Annotated in this window: 20 protein-coding genes and 1 tRNA gene; 9 read left to right on the top strand and 12 right to left on the bottom strand. The window is 73.3% G+C overall.

Features of this window, described 5'->3' with window-relative positions; all coding sequences use genetic code 11:
• Positions 1-32: 32 nt before the first annotated feature.
• The gene (locus tag LO762_RS19195; RefSeq protein ID WP_230617394.1) at positions 33-452 is read right to left on the bottom strand and encodes a response regulator transcription factor; all 420 of its coding nucleotides are present in this window, start codon (positions 450-452) and stop codon (positions 33-35) included.
• 126 nt (positions 453-578) lie between these two features.
• Between LO762_RS19195 and LO762_RS19190 the strand changes: the two genes are divergently transcribed.
• The 5 genes from LO762_RS19190 (at position 579) to LO762_RS19170 (ending at position 3,770) form a co-directional block, all read left to right on the top strand.
• A tRNA-Arg gene (locus tag LO762_RS19190) sits at positions 579-650 on the top strand.
• Between the two features lie 210 nt (positions 651-860).
• The gene (locus LO762_RS19185; protein WP_230616967.1) at positions 861-1,409 is read left to right on the top strand and encodes a DUF4232 domain-containing protein; all 549 of its coding nucleotides are present in this window, start codon (positions 861-863) and stop codon (positions 1,407-1,409) included.
• A 225-nt stretch (positions 1,410-1,634) separates the two neighbouring features.
• Positions 1,635-1,943, top strand: coding sequence for an integration host factor, actinobacterial type (gene mihF / locus LO762_RS19180; protein ID WP_230616965.1), 309 nt, complete (start codon positions 1,635-1,637; stop codon positions 1,941-1,943).
• Between the two features lie 369 nt (positions 1,944-2,312).
• Positions 2,313-2,912, top strand: coding sequence for a hypothetical protein (locus LO762_RS19175; protein ID WP_230616963.1), 600 nt, complete (start codon positions 2,313-2,315; stop codon positions 2,910-2,912).
• A gap of 336 nt (positions 2,913-3,248) precedes the next feature.
• Entirely contained in the window at positions 3,249-3,770 is a 522-nt protein-coding gene (locus LO762_RS19170) for a hypothetical protein (protein ID WP_230616961.1), read from the top strand.
• A 9-nt stretch (positions 3,771-3,779) separates the two neighbouring features.
• Here LO762_RS19170 and LO762_RS19165 read toward each other — a convergent pair whose 3' ends face one another.
• The 9 genes from LO762_RS19165 to LO762_RS19125 form a co-directional block, all read right to left on the bottom strand.
• The gene (locus LO762_RS19165; protein WP_230616958.1) at positions 3,780-5,987 is read right to left on the bottom strand and encodes a hypothetical protein; all 2,208 of its coding nucleotides are present in this window, start codon (positions 5,985-5,987) and stop codon (positions 3,780-3,782) included.
• A 30-nt stretch (positions 5,988-6,017) separates the two neighbouring features.
• On the bottom strand, positions 6,018-6,743 hold the full coding sequence (locus tag LO762_RS19160) for a spherulation-specific family 4 protein (RefSeq protein WP_230616956.1): 726 nt from the start codon (positions 6,741-6,743) through the stop codon (positions 6,018-6,020).
• Positions 6,737-7,603, bottom strand: a complete 867-nt coding sequence (locus LO762_RS19155; protein WP_230616954.1) for an NAD(P)-dependent oxidoreductase — start codon at positions 7,601-7,603, stop codon at positions 6,737-6,739. Before LO762_RS19155 ends, LO762_RS19160 begins: the two co-directional genes overlap by 7 nt.
• Positions 7,600-8,313 (bottom strand): sugar phosphate nucleotidyltransferase, encoded by a 714-nt coding sequence (locus LO762_RS19150; RefSeq protein WP_230616952.1) that lies wholly within the window; start codon positions 8,311-8,313, stop codon positions 7,600-7,602. Before LO762_RS19150 ends, LO762_RS19155 begins: the two co-directional genes overlap by 4 nt.
• A gap of 29 nt (positions 8,314-8,342) precedes the next feature.
• Complete coding sequence (locus tag LO762_RS19145) at positions 8,343-9,329, bottom strand: GDP-mannose 4,6-dehydratase (RefSeq protein ID WP_230616950.1); 987 nt, start codon at positions 9,327-9,329, stop codon at positions 8,343-8,345.
• Positions 9,330-9,364: 35 nt separating this feature from the next.
• The gene (locus LO762_RS19140; protein WP_230616948.1) at positions 9,365-10,759 is read right to left on the bottom strand and encodes a hypothetical protein; all 1,395 of its coding nucleotides are present in this window, start codon (positions 10,757-10,759) and stop codon (positions 9,365-9,367) included.
• On the bottom strand, positions 10,756-12,219 hold the full coding sequence (gene pelF, locus LO762_RS19135; RefSeq protein WP_230616946.1) for a GT4 family glycosyltransferase PelF: 1,464 nt from the start codon (positions 12,217-12,219) through the stop codon (positions 10,756-10,758). Before pelF ends, LO762_RS19140 begins: the two co-directional genes overlap by 4 nt.
• Positions 12,216-14,204 (bottom strand): hypothetical protein, encoded by a 1,989-nt coding sequence (locus LO762_RS19130; RefSeq protein ID WP_230616944.1) that lies wholly within the window; start codon positions 14,202-14,204, stop codon positions 12,216-12,218. Before LO762_RS19130 ends, pelF begins: the two co-directional genes overlap by 4 nt.
• A gap of 82 nt (positions 14,205-14,286) precedes the next feature.
• Positions 14,287-14,898 carry a response regulator transcription factor gene (locus LO762_RS19125; protein ID WP_230616943.1) on the bottom strand — a complete coding sequence of 204 codons (612 nt, stop codon included), beginning with the start codon at positions 14,896-14,898 and terminating at the stop codon, positions 14,287-14,289.
• A 374-nt stretch (positions 14,899-15,272) separates the two neighbouring features.
• Here LO762_RS19125 and LO762_RS19120 point away from each other — a divergent pair, with 374 nt between their 5' ends.
• A complete protein-coding gene (locus LO762_RS19120) occupies positions 15,273-15,875 on the top strand; it encodes a hypothetical protein (protein WP_230616941.1) in 603 nt (200 codons plus the stop codon).
• 23 nt (positions 15,876-15,898) lie between these two features.
• Positions 15,899-17,008 (top strand): N-acetylglucosamine-6-phosphate deacetylase, encoded by a 1,110-nt coding sequence (nagA, locus tag LO762_RS19115; RefSeq protein ID WP_230616940.1) that lies wholly within the window; start codon positions 15,899-15,901, stop codon positions 17,006-17,008.
• Between the two features lie 13 nt (positions 17,009-17,021).
• On the opposite strand, the gene LO762_RS19110 is transcribed toward nagA, so the two are convergent.
• Entirely contained in the window at positions 17,022-18,233 is a 1,212-nt protein-coding gene (locus LO762_RS19110; protein ID WP_230616938.1) for a CdaR family transcriptional regulator, read from the bottom strand.
• A 152-nt stretch (positions 18,234-18,385) separates the two neighbouring features.
• Complete coding sequence (locus LO762_RS19105; RefSeq protein ID WP_230616936.1) at positions 18,386-18,991, bottom strand: TetR/AcrR family transcriptional regulator; 606 nt, start codon at positions 18,989-18,991, stop codon at positions 18,386-18,388.
• A gap of 310 nt (positions 18,992-19,301) precedes the next feature.
• On the opposite strand from LO762_RS19105, the gene LO762_RS19100 reads away from it, so the two are divergent.
• Both LO762_RS19100 and LO762_RS19095 read left to right on the top strand, forming a co-directional pair.
• The gene (locus tag LO762_RS19100; RefSeq protein ID WP_230616934.1) at positions 19,302-19,904 is read left to right on the top strand and encodes a DUF6230 family protein; all 603 of its coding nucleotides are present in this window, start codon (positions 19,302-19,304) and stop codon (positions 19,902-19,904) included.
• Complete coding sequence (locus LO762_RS19095) at positions 19,891-20,289, top strand: DUF6114 domain-containing protein (protein ID WP_230616932.1); 399 nt, start codon at positions 19,891-19,893, stop codon at positions 20,287-20,289. The genes LO762_RS19100 and LO762_RS19095 overlap by 14 nt, the downstream gene beginning before the upstream one ends.
• Positions 20,290-20,356 lie beyond the last annotated feature (67 nt).

The following is a 20,356-nucleotide window of genomic DNA, read 5'->3' as shown; positions in this document are numbered from 1 at the left end:
GAGCCCGGCGCTACCCCTCCGGCCTTGGCGGCCTACGGGGCAGCCCCGGGAGCGCCCGGCCCCGGGCGGGGGGCCTGGCGGCCCCCCGGTCCCGGGCCGTGTGCTGACAGGCGGCGGACGGTGCGGATCAACTCGGCTGGGTCGAAGGGTTTGGTGACGTAGGCGTCGACGCCGATCTCGATGCCCCGGTCCAGGTCGCGCTCCTGCGCGCGGGCGGTGATCATCACCACCCTGATGTGCGCCGTCTCAGGGTTCTCGCGGAGCCGGACGGCGGTGATCCAGCCGTCGAGGCGCGGCATCATCACGTCCAGCGTGATCACGTCCGGCGCGACCTCGCGGACCCGGTCGAGACAGTCGCGGCCGTCCACCGCGGTGGCCACCTCGAACCCCTCAAGCTGGAGGTTGACCGCGATGAGCTGCCGAATCACCTCGTCGTCATCGACGACCAGCACCCGCCCGAGCTTCTCGACCACGGGACCGAGGCTAGCCGGAGCACACGGGGCGCGCACTCGAAACGATCGCGTGCGCGCCCCGGCGTGAACCCTGGTAGCCTTGTCTCCCGTTGCGACAAGCGACATGCTCCCGTAGCTCAGGGGACAGAGCGTTGCCCTCCGGAGGCAAAAGCGCAGGTTCGAATCCTGCCGGGAGCGCAGTGGGCACAAGGGCGCGGATCATCGAGATCCGCGCCCTTTGTCATGGCGCCGCGCGTCTCTTGTCAGGCCGCTGAGCACCCGGCGCCGGGCGGTTGTGCGCGGGGCGGGCGGGGCGCGGCGGCGGCACAGCGTCGGGACGGGCGGGTTGCGGAGGTGTCGGGCACTACGGTCTCATCCTGGGCGAAACCGACGAGACTTCGGAGGTCCATGATGTTCGGCACACGAGCACGCGTCCCGGCCGCGCTCGCCCTGACCGCCCTGGCCGCCCTGTGCGCGGCGGGCTGCTCCGGCGGCGACGGCACGGACAAGGACGGGAGCGGGGACGGCGCGACGGCCAAATGCGCCAACCCCGACCTGTCGCTCAAGCTCGGCGAGGGCCAGGGCGGCGCGGGCACCCACGTGCGCCGCATCGAGATCGTCAACGGCGGCGCGCCCTGCACGCTGGAGGGACGGGCCGAGGTCTACCCCTACACCGGCGACGGCCAGCGCGTCGCGGGCGTCGGCGCCGCCGAGATCCCCGAGGGCTTCGGCGGCATCGGGGGCGTCCCGCCCGCCACCACGCTGCCCAAGGGCGGAAGCGCGGTCTTCTACCTGATGAGCAGCGGAGGCGGCGGCGAGTGCGCCAAGGCGTCCGGCCTGGCCTTCAACGCGCCGGGCACCGGGGACGGCGTCGCGCCGGTCCAGGTCGCCTGGGACTGGACGCCGTGTGGCACCATCGCGGTGTCCGCGATCTTCCCGCCGAGCTCGAATTTCTGAGCCGCGTTCTGATGGGCCCTGCGGCCGGTTGACGGGCCCGGAGACTTCCGGCCGGGGCGTGCTCCGGCCGTCCGCAGGGCCGAAAACGATCACGATGGGTCACCGGCCATCGTCAGATCGAACTAATCCGCTGCTCAAGTGGGCATCAGCCGGTCCTCTTCGCCATGATGGTCCCTACGCCCGCGCCGACGGCACGGGCGGTTCCACGAACGACGAGGAGAAACGATGGCTCTGCCGACGCTGACCCCCGAGCAGCGGGCCGAAGCTCTCGCCAAGGCCCAGGAGGCCCGCAAGGCCCGCAGTGAGCTGCTGGCGGCGCTGAAGGCCGGGACGCTCAGCCTGGGCGACGTGCTCGACCGCGAGGACGCCGTGGCCAAGAAGACCAAGGTCACGCAGGTCCTGAAGGCGCTGCCCGGTTACGGCCCGGCCAAGGTCTCCGCCCTGATCGAGAAGCTCGGCATCGACGAGAACCGCCGCGTCGGCGGCCTCGGCGAGCAGCAGCGCGCCAAGCTGCGGGCCGAGATCGGCGGCTGACCCGCCGCGTCTGCCCCGGAACCCCGTCATGCCCGGCATGGCGGGGTTCCTTCATGTCCGGCCGCCTACGGGGGACTTCTGCCCACCTTGGGGCGGGTTGAGCCGGGTTGCGCCGGGTTGGGGGAGGTTGGGGCGGGTTGGACCACATAGGAACACATAGGAAATGGTCCGACATGATCAGGGATGATTCGAAATTAATTGGCCACGATCGGACCACATCGGCGGCTATCGTTCAAGATAAGACCGATATTCACTCCATTACCCCGCGCACTATCACGCAGGTCAGAGGGTCTGTCGGCATTTCGAGGAACCATAACGAATTCCGGAAAAAGCCCAGCCGATTACCCGGGACTGTGCAACTCTCGCCCCGTGAGCAGATACTCAGGGTCGCACGCCGCGCACAACTCCTCCCCGGGCCGGGTTGTCGCCTTTTCCCTCATTCCCGTCATCGCCCTGGCCGCCTGGGCCGTCGTCGGGCTCGCGATGCTGTCCACCGGTTCCGCGCCGCCCTCGGAGGTGCCGCTCTCGGCACCGCGGCCGGAGCGCACCACCGTGTGGGTGAGCGCGCCGACGCCGTCCAAGGTCGCCGTGCCGCGCAGGACCGAGCCCGTCGAGTCGGCCGACACCTCCGCGCCGCCCGTCGCCGCGCCGCCCGCCGCCGTCGAGGCCGAGCCGGTCAAGCCGCGCCTCTCCCTCGGCCAGCTCCCGTGGACGGAGGCCGACATGGCGCAGGAGGCGGCTGAGGAGTCCGCACCGGCCGCGCCGCCGCAGGGCCACCCGTTGACCCAGGAGAGCGCCGCCCCGACCGTCCAGGAGTCCTCAGGCCCCGTGCCGCGGCCGAACGAGGCGCCCGACGACGCGCACACCGCCGGGCAGCACCCGAGGACGGCCGAGCCCGGCCCGCACTCCCCCGGATCGCGCGCCCAGCGCGCCCGCCCGGACGCCCCGGTGAGCATCCTCCTCCCCTGACCCCCTTCCCCTTCGACCCCTTTGGACCCCGACCGGCGCGGCGACCCTCGACCGCGGCCGGTCGGTCTGTTTTCCGGCCCGGGGGCGGCCGCTCCCGACGAAGTCGGGGCCGCAAAGCGGCCGGCCCCGGGCCCATCGAACACGCCCGGAGGCGGCCGCTCCCGACGAAGTCGGGCTCGCGAAGCGGCCGCCTCCGGGCCCATCGAACACAGCTGGTAAAGCGGGGGTGCGCATTCTCCTTAGGCGGACGACGCGGTCGGTGGTGGGCGGGGCTGGTGCTTAGGATCGCAGCGTCCTTGGCGGACTCAGCCACCACAAACACGGTCGGGGGTTGCGATGGGCAGATCGCGGGTCGGGCGGCGGGTCCGGCCGCTGTGGCGCTGCACAGGGCGTTCCTACGCGAGCCGGGACTACGATCCGGCGCGCTACCGCCTCGCCCCGGCCGAGCCGTTCCTGACGCTGGCGGAGCTCGCGCGCGCGGCCGACCCCGAAGGCGCCGACGCCTGGGTGCCCGCGACCGGCCTGGTCTGGGACCGCCGCGAGTTCCTCGACCAGCCCTGGGTCGGCGACTGGATGGCCGACTGGGACGACGGCGAGTACTTCTGCACGATGATCCTCACCCGGTACGGCGACTTCATCCCCGCCGACCTCGCGGTGCTGGAGGCCGTCGCGATCGACTTCCAGGGCATCGAGACGGTCGGCCACGAGGCGAGCTTCGTGCACGAGTCGCACGTCAACGCGTTCGCCGGGGTCGACGACCTGCACCTCGCCCTGCACGCGCTGTACCGCGACCAGTGGATCGTCCCCCTGACCGACGGCACCCTGGTCGCGCCGCGCCTCATCCTCGTCCCGGCCTGACGGGGCACGTCAGGGCTCCAGGACGTCCAGGAGGGCCGTCAGGAGCGCCGGGACGGTGTCGGGGTACCAGCCGGGCGGCGGGGTCCCGGTGGCGCCCAGGGCGCGTTCGCGGGCGTCGGCCTCGGCGTCGGAGAACGGCCAGGCGGGCAGCGCGGTCCGCAGGCGGCACTCGCGGGCGAGCGCGGCTATCCGGTCCGCCGCCGGGTGGGTGTCGGCGTGCAGGGCGAGGGCGAGGCAGGCGGCCCGCGCGCCGGTGAGCGCGTCGCGGCGGGCGGCGGCGGCCCTGAGCATGCGGGCGCAGCGGCGGGCCGCCGCCGCGTGGTCGCCGCCGAGCCTCGCCGCGTGCGCCGCCGCCTCGTCGAACGCGGTGCGGACGGCAGGGGCCCCGGCCGCGCGGGCCCGCTCCTCGCCCCTGGTGAGCGCCGCGCCCGCCCCGGCGAGGTCGCCGCCGACCATCAGCGCCCACCCACGGGTGAGCAGGGCGCGGGCGCCCACGAGCCCGTCGCGCGCGGTCAGCGGCGCGGTGCGGGCCAGGCACTCCAGCGGATCGCCCGCCCTGAGGTGCACGAAGGCCGCCTCCTCGGGGTGCGGGAGCGGCCCGGCCGCCTCCGCCTCGGCGACCAGCGCGAGCGCGTCGTCGGTGCGGCCGAGCCAGGCGAGGGCGACGGCCAGGGAGGGCAGCACGGCCGTCACCGCGCGCGGGTCGCCCGAGGCGCGGGCCTCGGCTGCGGCCCCCGCCACGAGCGCGGCGGTGCTCGGGTGGACGGCGAGCAGGTCGAGCCGGACGAGCCGCCCGTGCACCTCCGCGCGCCGCCGCAGCCCGCGCCTTCCGACGCCGAAGAGGCCGAGCGCCGTCTCGTAGTGGGCGCGTGCCTCGCCCTCCTCGCCGATGCGGGCTCTGAGCGTGCCCGCGCGCGCGTGCATGACGCCGGTCTCGTGCGGCGGCAGCCCGACGGGGTGGTGGAGCGCGCGCAACGCCCAGGAGAGCGCCTCGTCGGGCCCGACGCCGTCGGGCAGGTCCTCGCCTACCGCGTCGATGAGCGCGGCGGCGGCCCTGACCGGCTCCTGGCCCGCGCCGGGACGCAGCGCCCAGCGCAGCGCGGCCAGGACGTCGGCGGGAGCCGGACGGCGGCCTTCGAGCGCGGTGAGCAGGCAGTAAGCCAGCAGCCTGTCCCTGAGCGTGCCGGGGTCGTCGCAGCGGGCGGCGCAGGATTCGGCGAGCCCCTGCCGCAGTGTGCCCGCCTCGGTGACGAGCCCGGCGGCGGTGAGCGAGGCGAGCAGGTCGGGCACCTCGGCCGGGCTGAGCGGCGGATGCCCGCAGACCGCCGCGACGGCCTCGGGCGCGGCGGGGCCGGGGAAGACCGTCATCCGGGCGAGCAGCAGCGCTTCGGCGCCCGGCAGCACGTCGGCCACCCAGTCCGCGACGTGCTCGGGCGACGGCCAGGGCAGCCCGAACGCGGCGTGCAGGTCGCGGCGGCGGCGCAGGTGGTCGCGCAGCCGCAGCGCGGGCACCCTGCCGAGCAGCGCCCCGGCCAACTCCAGCGCCAGCGGCACCCCGCCGAGCAGTTCGGCGAGGTCGGCCCGCACGTCGGGCTCCCCCCGGACTCCTCGCGCGCGCGGCGGCACCGGCGAGCCGAGCAGCGCCAGGGAGCGCGGCACGGGCCGGGGCATGAGCAGCCGGACGGCCGCGCCGCCCGCCAGCGGCGGCACCCCCCACACCCGCTCCTCCACGACGTCCAGGGGCGTGCGTGAGGCGACGAGCAGATGGCACGTCTCCCCTCCCCCGTGCCTGACGGCGCGCACGACGTCCTCGACGGCACGGCGCGCCCCGGCCGTCAGGTGGCCGGTGTGGTCCAGGACGAGGAGGGCGCGCCTCTCCCTTACCGCGCCCAGGACCGTCGCCAGGGAGCCGGACGGCCCACGCCACAGCCGGAGCGCGTCGAGGATGAGGTCGGCGGCGGCCCCGGAGGGCGCGTCCGGGGGCAGCGCCGCGCAGTCGGCGTAGGCGCAGCCGTCGGGGTAGCGCGGCCCCAGGAGCCCCGCGAGGCCCTTGGCCAGGGCCGTCTTGCCCACGCCCGCCGGTCCGACGAGCGTCAGCGCGCCGTAGGCGGGCAGCAGCCCTGCCAGTTCCCGCAGCTCGGTGTCCCGGCCGACGAGGCCGCGCCGGACGACGAGCAGCGGGGAGGCGAGGGTGTCACGTAGTCGCAGATCGAGCATTTCCCGGCTCCGATCGGGCGGTGTCGGCGGTCAGCCGCCGACGAGCCGCGCGAAGTAGGAGGGCAGGCCGTCATAGGGATTGGCTCCCGCCCTGTCGGTGATGTAGCGGACGCCCGCGTTGCGGCGGCGGGCTAGGGCGGCGACCACTTCCATGTCCTCGGAGCGGCAGCCGTACACGAGATGGCACAGACGCGCGGAATCGGCGGCGAGCGCCCACGCGGGCGGCTCGGCGGCGGCGTAGCGGGTGACGGGCCCCTCGAACGTCACGAGGACGTCCGCGAGGTCCAGGTAGGCGGGGTCGGGGTGCGTCCCGTGGTTGAACACCGTGAGCCGCGCTCCGGCCACCCGTGCGCGGTCTACGAGGCCGCGCATGTAGGCGACGCCCTCGGCCTCGGAAGGCACTTGATCGAAGAAGACGTCGTTGACGCCGTACCAGCGCCGGTACTTCTTGAGGTCGGCAAGGACGAGGCCCGCCTCACGCCGTCCATAGGAGACGTCCACGTAGGCGGCCAGGGTGCCTCCGCGCGCGGTGACCCGGCGGGCCGCCCGCACGTACACCGGGTCGGGGTTGGCCCCCGGCCCGCTGGCGACGTTGAGGACGACGCAGCGGAGCCGGGGGTCGGAGATCCGCTCCCACAGGCCGGGGCGCACGTGCGGGGCGAAGTAGGCGGGCACGAGGACCCGCGCGGGCGGCGGAGCCGGGGGCGGCACGGCCGCCGTGGAGAGCGCGCAGAGCATGTTGCGGCGGCTCAGCACGCCGTCTCCCACAGGTCGCGCACCGAGGCGTCCAGCGGGGTCGCGGGCGTCCAGCCGAGCGCGGCGGCCGCGGTCCCGATGTCGGCGCGCTGCCACGGCACCGCGGCCGACCTGGCCGGGCCCTCCCCGTCCTCGGTGAGGGCCCGGCCGGGCACCAGCGTGAGCAGGGCCCGCACGAGGTCGCGGGAACGCGTGGCGGTGCCGCTGCCCACGTTGATGACCCCTGTGACGTCCCGGGTGACGGCCGCCAGCACCGCGTCGGCGACGTCCCGGACGTCCACGTAGTCGCGGACGGCGCCCAGCGGCCCGGTGCGGATCTCGGGGGCGCCGTCGGCGAGCTGGCCCGCGACGCCGCCGAGCAGCGACGCGCGGGGCGCGCCGGGCCCGACGGGGTTGAACACCCGTAGCACGACGGCGCCGGGCGCGCGCAGGGCGAGTTCCGTACCGGCGAGCTTGGTCATGCCGTAGGCGCCGACCGGCCTTGGCGGCGCGGACTCGGCCACCGGGACGCCCTCGGGCACCCGCCCGTACTCGGCGGCCGACCCTAGATGGACCAGCCTTCCGCCCTCCGCCCTGACGGCGTCGGCCAGCGCCGCGACCAGCGTCACGTTCCCGGCGACGAGGTCGGCCGGGCCGCCCGCGACGGCCCCCGCGCAGTTGACGACGGCGCTGGGCCGCAGCCGCCTCAGGAGGTCGCGCAGGCCCTCGTGGGAGGGGTCGAGGTGGAGGTCGGCGGCGTCGGGCGTGCGGGAGGCGGTGACGACCTCCCAGCCGTCCAGGACGGCGGCGCGCGCGGCGACGTGGCGGCCGAGGAAGCCCGTGGCGCCGAGCACGAGCGCGCGCCGTCCGGTGCCGCTCATCCCGCGCTCCCGAGCAGCGCGGGGCGCAGCGCGTCGAACTCGGCGTTCGCGCGGTCGTAGTCGTCGGGACGGCCGATGTCCAGCCAGTAGCCGTCGAAGGCGAAGTCGAGGGGCTCGCGCCCTTCCGCGAGCAGGTCCAGGACGAGTTCGTCGAAGCCGAGCGGCAGCCCTGGTGTGTACTTGGCGAGCACCGCCTTGTTGAGCGCGTACACGCCCATGCTGACGCGGTAGTCGTAGCTGGGCTTCTCGGCGAACTCGGTGATGCGGCCGCCCGCGGTGGTGAGGACCCCGAAGTCGATCTTGACCTCGCGCCGGTAGGTGGCGACGGAGAGCGCGGCCCCGGCCGTCCGGTGGTGGGCGAGCAGTTCGGCGTAGCAGAGGTCGGTGAGGATGTCCCCGTTCATCACCAGGAAGTCGTCGGGCAGGCCGTCCATGCGCAGCAGGGGGCCGATGGTGCCCAGCGGGGAGTCCTCGGGGGCGTAGCCGATCCGCAGGCCCCAGCGTGTCCCGTCGCCGACATAGGAGCGGATCAGGTGGCCGAGGTGCCCGATGGCCAGGGTGACCGAGGTGAAGCCCTGCGCGGCCAGTTGGTGGAGGACGATCTCCAGGATCGAGTACCTGTCGCCGATCGGGACGAGCGGCTTCGGCAGCGTCGTGGTGTACGGCCGCAGGCGGACGCCCTTGCCTCCGGCGAGGATCACAGCGTGCATGGTGGTCCTTTCAGGGTGGTGGGGAGGGGTCAGACGGCGTAGGCGCCGGGGCGGTAGCGGTCGAGGTTGCCGGTGAGCCACGAGGCCGTCTCGGCGAGGCCGCTTTCGAGGGTGTACTCGGGCTTCCATCCGGTGGCTTCGCGCAGCCGTGTGCTGTCGCAGACCAGCCGCATCACCTCGGAGGCGTCCGGACGCGTGCGTTGCGCCTCGGTGACGAACCTGACGTGCGGCCTGCCCATCACCTCGGCGATCGTGCGCGCGAGGTCGCCCATGGAGATCTCGCCGCCGACGCCCGCGTTGTACAGGCCGCCCTCCAGGCCCGGCGTCGTGAGCGCGGCGGCGAAAGCGGCGGCCGTGTCTTTCACGAACGTGAAATCGCGGGTCGGGGTGAGCGAGCCGACCTTGATCTCCTCCATTCCGGCCGCGATCTGGGAGATGACGGTCGGGATGAAGGCGCGGGCGGACTGCCGGGGCCCGAAGGTGTTGAACGGGCGGAGCGTGACGGCGGGCAGCCCGAAGGAGGCGTGGTAGCTCTCCACCAGCTTGTCGGCGGCCGCCTTGGACGCCGCGTACGGGCTCTGTGCCTGGAGCGGATGGCTCTCGGCGATGGGGACCGTCCGGGCCGTCCCGTAGGTCTCGCTGGTCGAGGTGTGCACGAGGCGCGGCGTCCGGTGCTCCTTGGCCGCCTCCAGCACGTTCAGGGTGCCGGTGACGTTGGTGTCGACGTAGCTGCGCGGCGCCCGGTAGCTGTAGGGGATCGCGATGAGGGCGGCGAGGTGGCACACGCCGTCGGCGCCGTCCACGAGGGCGCCGACGCTGCCGGGGTCGCGCACGTCGCCGAGTTGGACCTCGACGTTGGCGAGCACGTCGGGGGCGAGCGCGTCCAGCCAGCCCCAGGTGCCCTGCGAGGTGTACTGGGCCATCGCGCGGACCCGGTGGCCGCGCTCGACGAGCAGTTCCACGAGGTGGGAGCCGATGAACCCGTCGGCCCCGGTCACCGCGATGAGCGTCTGCATGAGTCTTCCGTTCGTGTGTGTTCGTGGGTGGGGTGTCAGCGGTGGGTCGTGGCGCGCCCGAGCACCACGACCGCGTGGCCGAGCAGCGCGGCGAACAGCACCGCCGCGCCGGAGAGCTGGACCGCGCCGGGGTCGGGCGCGGCGGCGAGCAGGACGGCCGTCTCGGCGGCCAGGACCGTCCCGCACAGCCCGACGGGGGCGGCGGTCTCGCCGAAGGACTGGAGCATCAGCGCGACGACCAGGGCGCCGCCCAGCAGCAGGAAGCAGGCGACGACGGCGCCCTCGCCCGGTGTCGGGCCCGCCGCGCCGACGGCGAGGCCGAGCAGCACCGCGAGCACCAGCAGGAACCGGGCGAGGAGGTCGCCGAAGGCGGTGCGCGCCGCTTTTGCGAACGCGCTCGGGGTGCGCGCGGTGTGCAGCAGCGCGTGCCCGCGCGCCCGGTAGGCGGTGAGCAGCCATTCGGCAGGGCCCATCGCGACCGAAAGCGCGACCATCGCGGCGCTGGTGGCCGGGGCGGGCGGCCCGTGGCCCGCGTAGGACGCGACGATGGTGAACGTGAGCAGACCACCAGCGACCAGGCCGAACGCCGCATACGGGACGGCCCGCCGGACCATGATCCAACTGACGCCCGGAGCCGTCCCCTCGCGCGTCCGCTCGTGCGCCAGCGCGGCCACGGAAAGGCCCGTGACGGCCCAACCGGCCACCTGGAGCTGCCAGGCCAGGCCCGCCGCCGTCGTGGCCGCTCCGGGCAGCAGGCAGGCCAGGAGCCACACCTCGGCGCCGGTGACGAGCGCCGCCGTCGCCGCGAGCAGGTAGAAGCTCTGCGCGCAGGCGACGGCGACGACGGCCCAGCCCGCGCCGAGCGCGAGGCCGAGCGCGGCGGCCACCAGCGCCAGCGCGGGCGTGCCCAGCAGGACGCCGAGCGCGAGCACGCGGCGGCGCGCCCCGTCCGTCCTGGTGTAGGCGAGGGCGGCGACGCCCTGCGCGACCGGCCAGCACAGCACGAGCGACAGGGTGAGGACCAGGCCGCCCGCGTCCCTGGCCAGCAGCGGCCCGGCCGCGACGTAGCCCAGGCCCGGCATGCCGAACAGCGCGCCGCGCAGCACGTACCGCAGGGCCGTCCTCCACACGGGTGCCTGCGCCGCCCACGGGTTGGTGAAGGCGACCGGCCGGGGCGGGCGGCGGATCGAGCCCGCGTAGAGCCGCTCGCCCAGGGTGAACACATCCGGGAACCCGTAGCGGCGGGCCGCCCTGTCGCCGAACCCCTCGGCCTCCAGGGCGGCGGCCACCTCCAGCGGGTCCACCGCGCCCGCCAGCAGGCCGGGGAGCCGTTCGGGGAGTTCCGTCTCGTCGGGGACGAGCGCGCCCGCGAGGTCGGCCTCGTCGGCGTCGTCGCCCTGTGCGCCGGGACGGGTGAGCAGCTCCGTCACGCGACCACCCGCTCCCCGCGCCGTCCCTCGTAGACGAGGCGGTGGTAGACCTCACGGAAGGAGGACACCGCCTTGTCCACGGTGAACAGCTCAAGGGCCCTGCGCCGGGCCGCCTCGCCCATGCGGCTGCGCCCTGCCCGGTCGCGCAGCAGCCGGACGGCGGCCTCGGCCATCGCCTCCGGATCGCGGGGCGGCACGACGAGCCCGCACTCCTCGCCGCCCGCGTCCGGCCGGACGGCCTCCGCCACGCCCCCCACGTCCGTGGAGACCGTGGGACGGCCACACGTCATCGCCTCGATGAGCGTGTAGGGGAACCCCTCGGAGATGCTGGAGAGCATCACCACCGTGCCCGCCGTGTAGGCGTCCCTGATGTCGGCGACGCGGCCCTCGAACGTCACCTGCCCCTCCACGCCCAGCCTCGCGGCGAGCGCCTCGCAGCGGGTCCGGTATCCGGCGTCCCCGCCGCCGAACAGGCGCAGCGTGGTGCCGGGCACCCGTGCGCGCACGAGCGCGAACGCCCGGATGAGCGTCTCCAGGTCCTTGATGGGGTCGATCCGGCCCGCCCAGCTCAGGGTGGGCCGCACCGGCTCGGGCCCGGCCGGGGGGAACGCCTCGGGGTCCACCCCGTTGTAGACGGTCCTGATCCGCTCCTCGCGCGCCCCGCACCGCGTCTCCCACCGTTGGTTGTAGCGGTTGCCGGGAGTGATGAGATCGGCGGCGCGGTAGCCCTCGGCGCACAGCAGCCGCAGGAAGCGCAGCATGACCGCCTTCACCGGCCACGTGTAGCCGTGCGCGTAGCCCAGGTAGCGCTCGCGCAGGTAGATGCCGTGCTCGGTGAGGCAGAGCGGGGTGCCGTGCGTCCACTTGGAGGCGAGCGCCGGTAGGACGGCCACCCCGTTCGACACCGCGTGCGTGACATCGCCCTTCGGGGGCGTCAGGGCGAGCGGCCGTAGCGCGTGCTCCAGCAAGGAGACGGCGGTGAGCGCGTCGTGGACGCTCGGGTGGACGCCCTCCGGCAGCGTCCGCAGCGCCCATTCCTGCATGAGCCACCGCACCGGCCCCTCGTCGGCCAGGAGGCGCACGAGGCTCGGGCCGAGCCCGTGCAGCGCCCGCAGCGCCTCGCCGAACGCCACGGTGTCGGCGGCGTGCCCGGCGGCGTCCGCGCCCGGCTCCTCGGCGCCGCGCGCGGTCAGCGCGAGCAGCGCGCGGAACGCCTCCTCGAACCGGCGCGCTCCGGCCGGGGACGGCCGGGCGCCGCGCGGCGTCGGCCCCCACAGCGGGAACGCGGTGACGGCGACGTGGCCCGGCGGCTCCCACACCCGCCGCTCGTGCCCGGTGCCGGTGAGCGCGACGACGTGGAACGCGTGCTCGGGCATGCCGCGCACGAGCTGGTCGCACCACACGCTCACGCCGCCGTAGGAGTGCGGGTAGGTGCCCTCGGTGACAAGGGTGACGTTCATACCGTCGCCGCGCCCACCGTCAGGGTGACCGTGCCCGTCGTGTAGGCCGACCGCTCGCCCGCGTACTTCTCGCCGAACACGACGAGGTTCAGCAGGCCCGTCCGGGTGCCCTCCGGGACGGTGACGGGCACGGAGACGCCCGTGGGCGCGCCGGAGATCCTGACCTTGCCGTCCTGGAGATAGGCCGTCACGGTCGTCCTGGCGGCCCGCCAGGCGGCCTGGCGGCGCAGCTCGGCGCCGTTGTCGCGCATCCGCTGGTTGACCAGGGGGCTCGCCGGGTCGAAGAGCGCCGCGTAGTCGTCGAGGACGCGGTCGAGCAGCGGGTAGAGGATGCGGTCCTCGGCCAGGTTCGACTGGTGCACGTAGTGCGGGCGCGGGTCGTTGCGCAGGATGTGCGCGAGCGTGATCCGGGCGTCCAGCGGCACGATGTGCTGGCGGTAGCCGGTGGCCGGGTCGAGCGGCGTGATGCAGGTGACGGTCTGCGGGTTGTCCTCGCAGATGCCGCTGCCGCCGTCGGCGCGCGCGGTGTAGATCCAGTTGTACTCGTCGGCCATCTCGGCCTCGGTGCCGACGTTGAAGTAGTTGGCCATCGGGTAGCGCGGCACGGTCAGCGCGGGGCCCACCTGGCGCTGCTCGAAGTCGCGGGAGGCGTCGGCGCCGAGCCACTTCACGCCGGTGTCGGCGGCGGCGAGCGGGAGGTTGGGGTTGTCCTCGGGCTGCTGCGGCAGGAGCTTCAGGCCCGAGTGCTCGCCGGTGACGACCTCGTCGGCCTCCAGCGGCAACAGCCTGGTCGCCGCCCACGTGCGGTTGTCGCGGAACTGGTCGCGGATGTAGGCGCGGGTCGCCCACACCGTCCTGCCTTGCGCGTCCTTCCTGCACGCCCAGGGGCTGACGTCGTAGTTCTGCTCGCACCCGAGATAGGTGTGGTCGAGCGTGTGGTTGGCCCACCGGAACTTCGTCCGGTGCCGTTGGAAGGCCGTCAGCAGAGGGTCGGAGCCGTTGGCGGCGACCTCGTCCTGGCTGCCTCCGCCGTTGAAGTACATGTCGAGGGGGAAGGCGCGCCGCGACTGCCAATCGACGGCCTTGGCGACGTCGTCCGGCGTCATCCGGATGTCCTGGGTGGCCACCTCGGGGTCGGCGCAGTCCTCGCCGGGCGTGCAGTCGTGCTCGGTGCTCCACCGGGCGTCGCGGGCGAACACGTCGTCCACGTGGACGCTGAGGTACTGCCGGTTCAGGCCCAGGTGGACGCCCTTGGTGAGCCACGTGAGGAGGCCGTGGCCGAGCGCGCGGAACTGGGTCTGGTGCTCGTTGGCGCTGAACGTCAGCACGAGCTGCGACCTGCCGTCCTTCGTGTGCACCCCGGCGAGGGTCCTGCCTCCGGTGGTCAGGAAGGGCTGGAAGGTGGTGCCGTCGGCGTTCGGCAGAGGCGTCGCGGGGTAGCCGTAGGTCTCCGGGGCGGTCGGAGAGAGGTCCTCGAAGGGGATGGTCCCCTTGAGGTACCGGAACGCGCCCGCCTTGGCCGCCGGTGACAGTTGCGCGGACGTCCCGTCGAGGGTGCCCGCCGTCTCGGGGTAGTTCAGGCCGACTTCGGGGGTCGGGTACACGTACGCACTGATCTGCCGGATCCCGAACCGCCTCTCGAAGTCCGTCAGCGCGGTCAGCTCGGCGGGGTCGGCGAAGGGCGACGCGTTGGGCAGGATCACGCCCTGGTACCTGGCGCGGGGGGCGCCGCCGACGGTGTCCTGGAGGAACGCAGGGGTGATCGCCGGACGCCCCGGAGCGCTCAGGTCCACCAGGTCGAACGGCACGCCCTCGGCGTCGAGGCGGGCGGCGAGGGCCGCGACGGACGGGCTCTGGCCGTCGGTCACCACGAGGACCTTCAGGTCGATCCGCGGGCCGGGGGCGGCGAGCGCCGCCGTCGGCTGGACCACGAGGGCGGCCGTCAGGGCGAACACCGACAGGGCCCGTATGCCGGGACCTTTCATAGAGTCTCCTCAGTAATCAGGCTGTTGCCGTGTGTAGCGTCTTTCATCCGGCGGGGGCCGGGGGACGGAATGGGGTCCCGATTCAGGAACGGGCCGGTCCTAGGACCCGCCACCTGGCGACCGCGTGCTCCCTGTCGTCGGCTTTCAGCCGCCGATAAATCTGGTGCACGTGGTTCTTCACGGTCTTCTCGGATATGTACAGCTCGCTGGCTATGCGGCGGTTCGACCAGCCGCGCGCCATCAGTTCCATGACCTCGGTCTCGCGCGGCGTCAGGCTGTGCCCGAAGCCCCGGCTGCGGCCCGGCGACTCCGGCGAGCCGCCGTGCAGCCAGCCGACGAGCGCGGTCACCACGGGCGGCGAGAGGTAGCCCTCGCCGCGCGCGGCGGCCCGCACCGCGGCGGCGAGTTCGGCGGCGCCGAAGCAGCCGTGCGCGAGCACCGCGTGCGCCCCGGCCCGGACCGTGCCGACGAGCAGCGCCGGGCTGTCCTCCGAGGTCAGCGCCACCACCCGGTGCGCGGCGGCGAGCCGCTCCACCTCGCGCACCCCCTCCGTCCCGGCCGCACCGGCCACGACGACGTCCGGTGCGTCCGCCACCAGTTCGATCCCTTCGACGTCCCGGAGCAGCGCGCCCACCCCCAGTTCCAGGACGGCGTCACGCTCGCGCACCTGCACCCTGACCACGTCAGCCGACACCTCGAAGACACCTCCCCGTCCCCTCGAACGCCCTCGTCCCAAGGGTTCGCCGGTGCGCCCGGATCACCGAACGTCACCGGACCGGCACCCATCGTCCCCCAAGTGGCGGCGATCCCCCCGGTAACAAGGCAAGTCAGTAGGGGTCACCAAGAAAAATGCCCGACTTGTTGGAGAAAGCCGGTTCCGCCGCCGAGAAACCCACCACGAGGAGGGCAGGCCCGTCACCTGGAGCCGCGCCAAGAACAACGGGTCTTCACCTGGATGTCCCGATCCGTCGCGCCACACGGAGTTCACCGGGGTTCGCCTGACCCATCCGTCCCATCCCCTATAGGTTGGGCTGCCCGTCTTGATGGAGCTTGATGGAGGAGGTCCCCGTGGTCGCAGTGGTCAGGCTTCGCGCAGTACTCCCCGGTGTCGTCGCCGGTGCCTGCGCGGTGGCGGGGGCGGTCGCCGTCGCGGCCCCGGCGCAGGCCGCGCCGCGCGCGTGCGTCCTCGGCACGTGGAAGCAGACCGCGCACGTCGGCACCGTCATCGCCGACGACTCGCGCACCGAGCTGCGCGGCGCCCACGGCGTCAGGCTGAAGGTCACCCGCACCGGCGTGGCTTACGACTTCACCAAGTCCACGAAGGAGACGACCACCGGCGTCGTCGAGGGCATCCACTGGAACGCCTGGACGAAGTACACCGGGAAGCTGTCGTTCGACGCGACCGTCAAGGGAGCCAAGTCCGGCACCATCCGCGTCAAGCCGAGGACCGCGGCGGGAGGCGCGCGCGGCACCCACAAGGTGACCCGCCCCAACGTCGGCACCCAGCGGAACTGGAAGCTGCGCACCACCTACCGGGCGGGCGGCCAGGAGAGCGTCGCCCCCGCCAGGTCGTCGTTCTCGTGCTCGGGTGGCAAGCTGGTCCTCAAATCCGGCTTCGCCTTCGACGGCCGGAAGATCACCATCGAGCGGGTCTTCACCAGGATCCGCTAGCCAACCGGGATGCGCCACCGTTCATGACCGTCTACACCAACGCCCGTATCGTCACACCGACCGGCGTCATCGGCCGCGGCTGGCTGGAGGCCGAGCACGGCCGGATCACCGGCGTCGGCACCGGCGACCGGCGCGGCCGCGACCTCGCCGGAGCCTGGCTGCTGCCCGGATTCGTCGACCTGCACGTCCACGGCGGAGGCGGCCACTCGGCCATGACGTCCTCCGACGCCATCCGTGAGGCGGTCGCCTTCCACCGGGCTCGGGGCACCACGACCACACTGGTCAGCCTTGTCACCGCGCCCCTGGAGCACCTGGCCAAGGCCGCGGGGTGGATCGCCGACCTCACCGAGGAGGGCCTGGTCGAGGGCTGCCACTTCGAGGGGCCGTTCCTCGCGCACTCCCGCTGCGGCGCGCAGGACCCGGCGGCGCTCCGCCCGCCCAGCCTGGCCGAGCTGCGGCTCCTGCTGGACGCGGGACGCGGCACCGTAAGGCAGATGACCGTGGCGCCCGAGCTGGTCAACCCCGACACCGGCGACGACGGCATCGACCTCGTCCGCGAACTCGTCTCACGCGGCGTCATCGCGGCCGTCGGCCACACCGACGCCACCTACGCGCAGGCGCGCGCGGCGTTCAGGGCGGGCGCGGCGCTCGTCACGCACGCCTTCAACGGGATGCGCGGGCTGCACCACCGCGAGCCCGGCCCGTTCGTCGCGGCGGTCGAGTCGCCCGGCGTGATCCTCGAAGTGATCAACGACGGCATCCACCTCGACCCGGCGATCATGCGGCTCGCGCACGGCCTCGCGCCGGACAGGCTCGCGCTCATCACCGACGCGATCGACGCCACCGGGATGGGCGACGGCGAGTACCGGCTCGGCGCGATGCGGGTACGGGTCAGTGACGGCGTCGCCCGGCTCGTCGAAGGCGGATCCCTCGCCGGGAGCACCCTCACGATGGACGCGGCGCTGCGCAGGGCCGTCAAGGAGGTCGGCCTGCCCATCGAGACCGCCTCGCGCTACGCGTCGGCGATCCCGGCCAAGGTGCTGGGCCTGGGCGACCGTGGCACGCTCGTGCCCGGCCGCCGCGCCGACCTCGTCATCCTCGACGGGGACCTCAACGTGGTCGAGGTCCCCTGAGCGGCGTCAGGACTCAGGACTCGCGGCCCTCGGCGTGCAGGGTCAGCCACACCCGCAGGCACATCTCGAACGCCATCCGCGCCTCCGGGTCGTACAGCTGGTCGCCGAACAGCTCCTCAAGCTGGTGCAGCCGGTACCTGACGGTCTGGGGGTGCACATGGAGCCGCGCGGCCACCTCGGTGGCGTTGAAGCCGTTCTGGAGGCACGCCAGCAGCGTCCTGGCGAGCCGGTCGCGGTGCCGGGCGCGGATGTCGAGCAGCGGCGCGAGCCTCGTCCGCGCGACGGTCCACACCAGCTCCTCGTCCTTGAAGACGACGAGGGTCGGCAGGTGGTCCACGCAGCGGATCAGGCCGTCGTCGGGCACCACGCCGCGGTGCGCGAGCGCCAGCACCTCGCGGGCCCAGCGCAGCGAGCCGCTGAGCTCGGTGAGCTCGACCGTCGGGCCGATCGCCGCCGACCACTCGCGCAGCGCCGTCTCCAGCGCCTGCCTGCGGCCCGGACCGTCCGGGTCCGGCACGACGAGGCACGGTTCGTGCCGGTTGAGGTCCATGAGCACGTCGGGCGGCAGCGCGGGCTGGAGGTACTCCTCGGTGCGGCGCTCGCGCAGGGCGACCGCCGCGACGTTCTTCGGCAGCCGCCACCCGGCGTCGCGCGCCGCGTCGGCGAGGACGGAGGGCGAGGGCGTCGGGTCGGCCAGAAGCATGTCCATGAGCCTGCGGCGGCGGCGCGTCTGCTCCCCCGCGACCTGCTCGCTCGCCGTGTGGTAGCCCGCCGAGGCGGCGGCCGCCAGCTCGTCCAGGAACAGCAGGATCGCCTCTGCCAGCTCGCCCAGTGACGTGCGGGGCAGGTCGTACCGCTCGGACTCCGCGGTGATCCGCCGGAGCGCCACCCGCGCGCCGATCCGCATCGCGACCTGGAGGTCGTCAAGGCTCCTGCCGACCCTGGCCTCGCCCCAGCCGATGTACCGGAACACCTCGGTGAGCCGGTCCAGGGACGCGTCGGCGTCGGTGATCAGCCTGACGAAGTCCTGGAGCGCTCCCTCTACGGCGGTCCTGATGTTCGTGACGTAGGCCGGTTCCATCCGCGCGAACTCGGGGACCCCGGCCTTGATCTCCTCGATCATCTCGTCGGCGACGCCGCCGAGGAACGGGGCGAAGAAGGCTTCCCAGTCGCCGGGCAACTGCGGGAACGTCCTGTGCGACGGACCGTCCAGCGTGATGGACACGGCCTCACCTCCCCTAGGTATCGCCCGTTTTTCCGTTTTGTTGCGGATGGCAAGTTACCTGGGCGTAAGAGGGCGCGCACCACCGTGACGGACAAAACCGCCGGGCGGATTGTCAGTCATGTGACAAGAGCGGAAGGGGGAGGGGCGACGGGTCAGCGACCCCCCATGATCAGCCTCGCCGCGGTGCCCACCATCGCACTGACCTCCTCGCGCGGCCTGGCGAGCGTGGTCAGGCCGATGAGCGCCGCCAGCACCACGTGCCCGATCACCACCTCCACGTCGTCCACCGGGACCCCGGCCACCGCGTCGATCGTCCGGTCGGGGTCGATCGCGGCGCCGAAACGCTCGCGGATGTAGCGGAACAACTCGTTGCGGGCGTCGTCCACCCCGGCGTCCCCGGACGTCGCGGCCTGCACGATCGCGCTGGTCAGCGGCAGGTTGTCGGCGGCGATCGCGACGAGCGCCTCCAGCATGCCGCGCAGCCGCTCGACCGGATCGGCGCCCGGCACGTCGGCGAGGTCGTCCATCACCCGCGCCCAGTCGGCGGCGACCTCGGTGAGGAGGTGGTCCTTGGAGGAGAAGTACCGGTAGACCGTCGCGCGGGCCACCCCCGCCCGGTCCGCGACGTCGTGCATCGTCACGGCGGGGTAGCCGCCCTCGCTCGCGAGGGCGTGCGCCGCCTGGACCAGCCGGGCGCGCCTGGCCTGCTGATCCCGGCTCAGCGTGCGCGTCACAGTGATCCGTACGTCGCCGGTCAAGGTGGCACCTCCACTTTTCCAAGAACATCTTCGCGCACCCGCGCACGCCCGGTCACCCCGGGTCCCGCGTGATCGCCTTTCCCACCGATGATCTGACCCGTCTGACGACCCGCTCAGACTCCCCCTACCCTCGGATTGGTCTAGACCTTTGGGAGTTTGACCATGGGAGTCACGGGTATCTCTGCTGATCATGAGGCATAGGTGAGGTTTCTTCGACTTGCCGAAAGTAAGAACTTGGAAGTAGCTCGACCGGCATTTGACTGGTGTGTCAAGAATCACCCCATCCATCGTGAGTTTTGGGAACCCGCACATGAAGCAATCGGCAAGCCCCGAGACCGGCAAGGTCAACTGGAAGCGGTTCAGCCTGATGATGGTCCCCGCGAGCATCGTGGTCGGGGCCTTCGGCGTCGCCACGGCGTCCGGCGCGCTCGCGTCCTCCTTCGCCGTCTCCGGCAGCAGCTTCAAGATCACCGCTGACCGGCTCGAAGGCAAGGGATTCGTCCAGTTCGGCAGGGTCATCCAGCCCTACGGCAAGGGCCCGACCCCGGTCGCCGTCTCCGGCATCGCCGAAGCGAAGATCTTCAACATGTGCCAGTCGGTCGCGCTCGGCCCGTTCGCGCTCCGGCTCACCGCGGGCAACTCCCGCGCCCCCGTCACCGCGCGCAACCTCGTCCTCGACGTGGAGGAGCTCTCCGGTGACGCCACCTTCACCAACATCCAGATCGGCCGCGACGCCTCCACCCTGGACGCCGCGGGCAAGATCCGGAGCCACCAGCCGGGCATGTTCGGCCAGCAGGCCGACACCGTGGTGATCAACAACCTCTCCCAGACGGCGTGGACCACCACCGCGGGCGTCTTCAAGCTCCCCAACCTGAAGCTCGGCTTCGGCGGAAGCGGCGATGTCTGCAAATAACCGATTCCGCCTGTGGCGACGGACGCGCCCCTTCTGGGGCGGTGTGTTCGTCGTGCTCGCGGGCGTCGAACTCATCTCCGTGCCCTTCGCGCCGCTCAACGTCAGCATCCACCAGGGCATGCCCGGGGTCGCCTCGTGGCTGGCGGGCGCGCTCCTGATCACCTCGGGTGCCCTGGCCTGGACCCACCCCGTCCAACGGCACTTCTACGGCATCGTCGCGATGGTCGCGGCGCTCGCCTCGTTCCCGACATCCAACCTCGGCGGGTTCTTCGTCGGCCTGCTCCTCGGCGTCGTCGGCGCCGGGCTGATCTTCGCCTGGGCGCCCACACGCGCCCGTGAGCGGGCGCCGTCCGACCACGGGATCATCCCCGGCCTGCTGCCCTGACCTTCCCTGAACTTCCCTGAGCCCCGACGCGGCCCGCCGTCCCCGTCCCCTGACCCGAAAGCCTCAT

Source organism: Actinocorallia sp. API 0066 (assembly GCF_020991275.1).
In the GTDB taxonomy this organism is placed as follows: Bacteria; Actinomycetota; Actinomycetes; order Streptosporangiales; family Streptosporangiaceae; genus Actinocorallia.
Note: the sequence above shows the minus strand (reverse complement) of the source record. Positions and strands in the feature narration are given on the sequence as shown.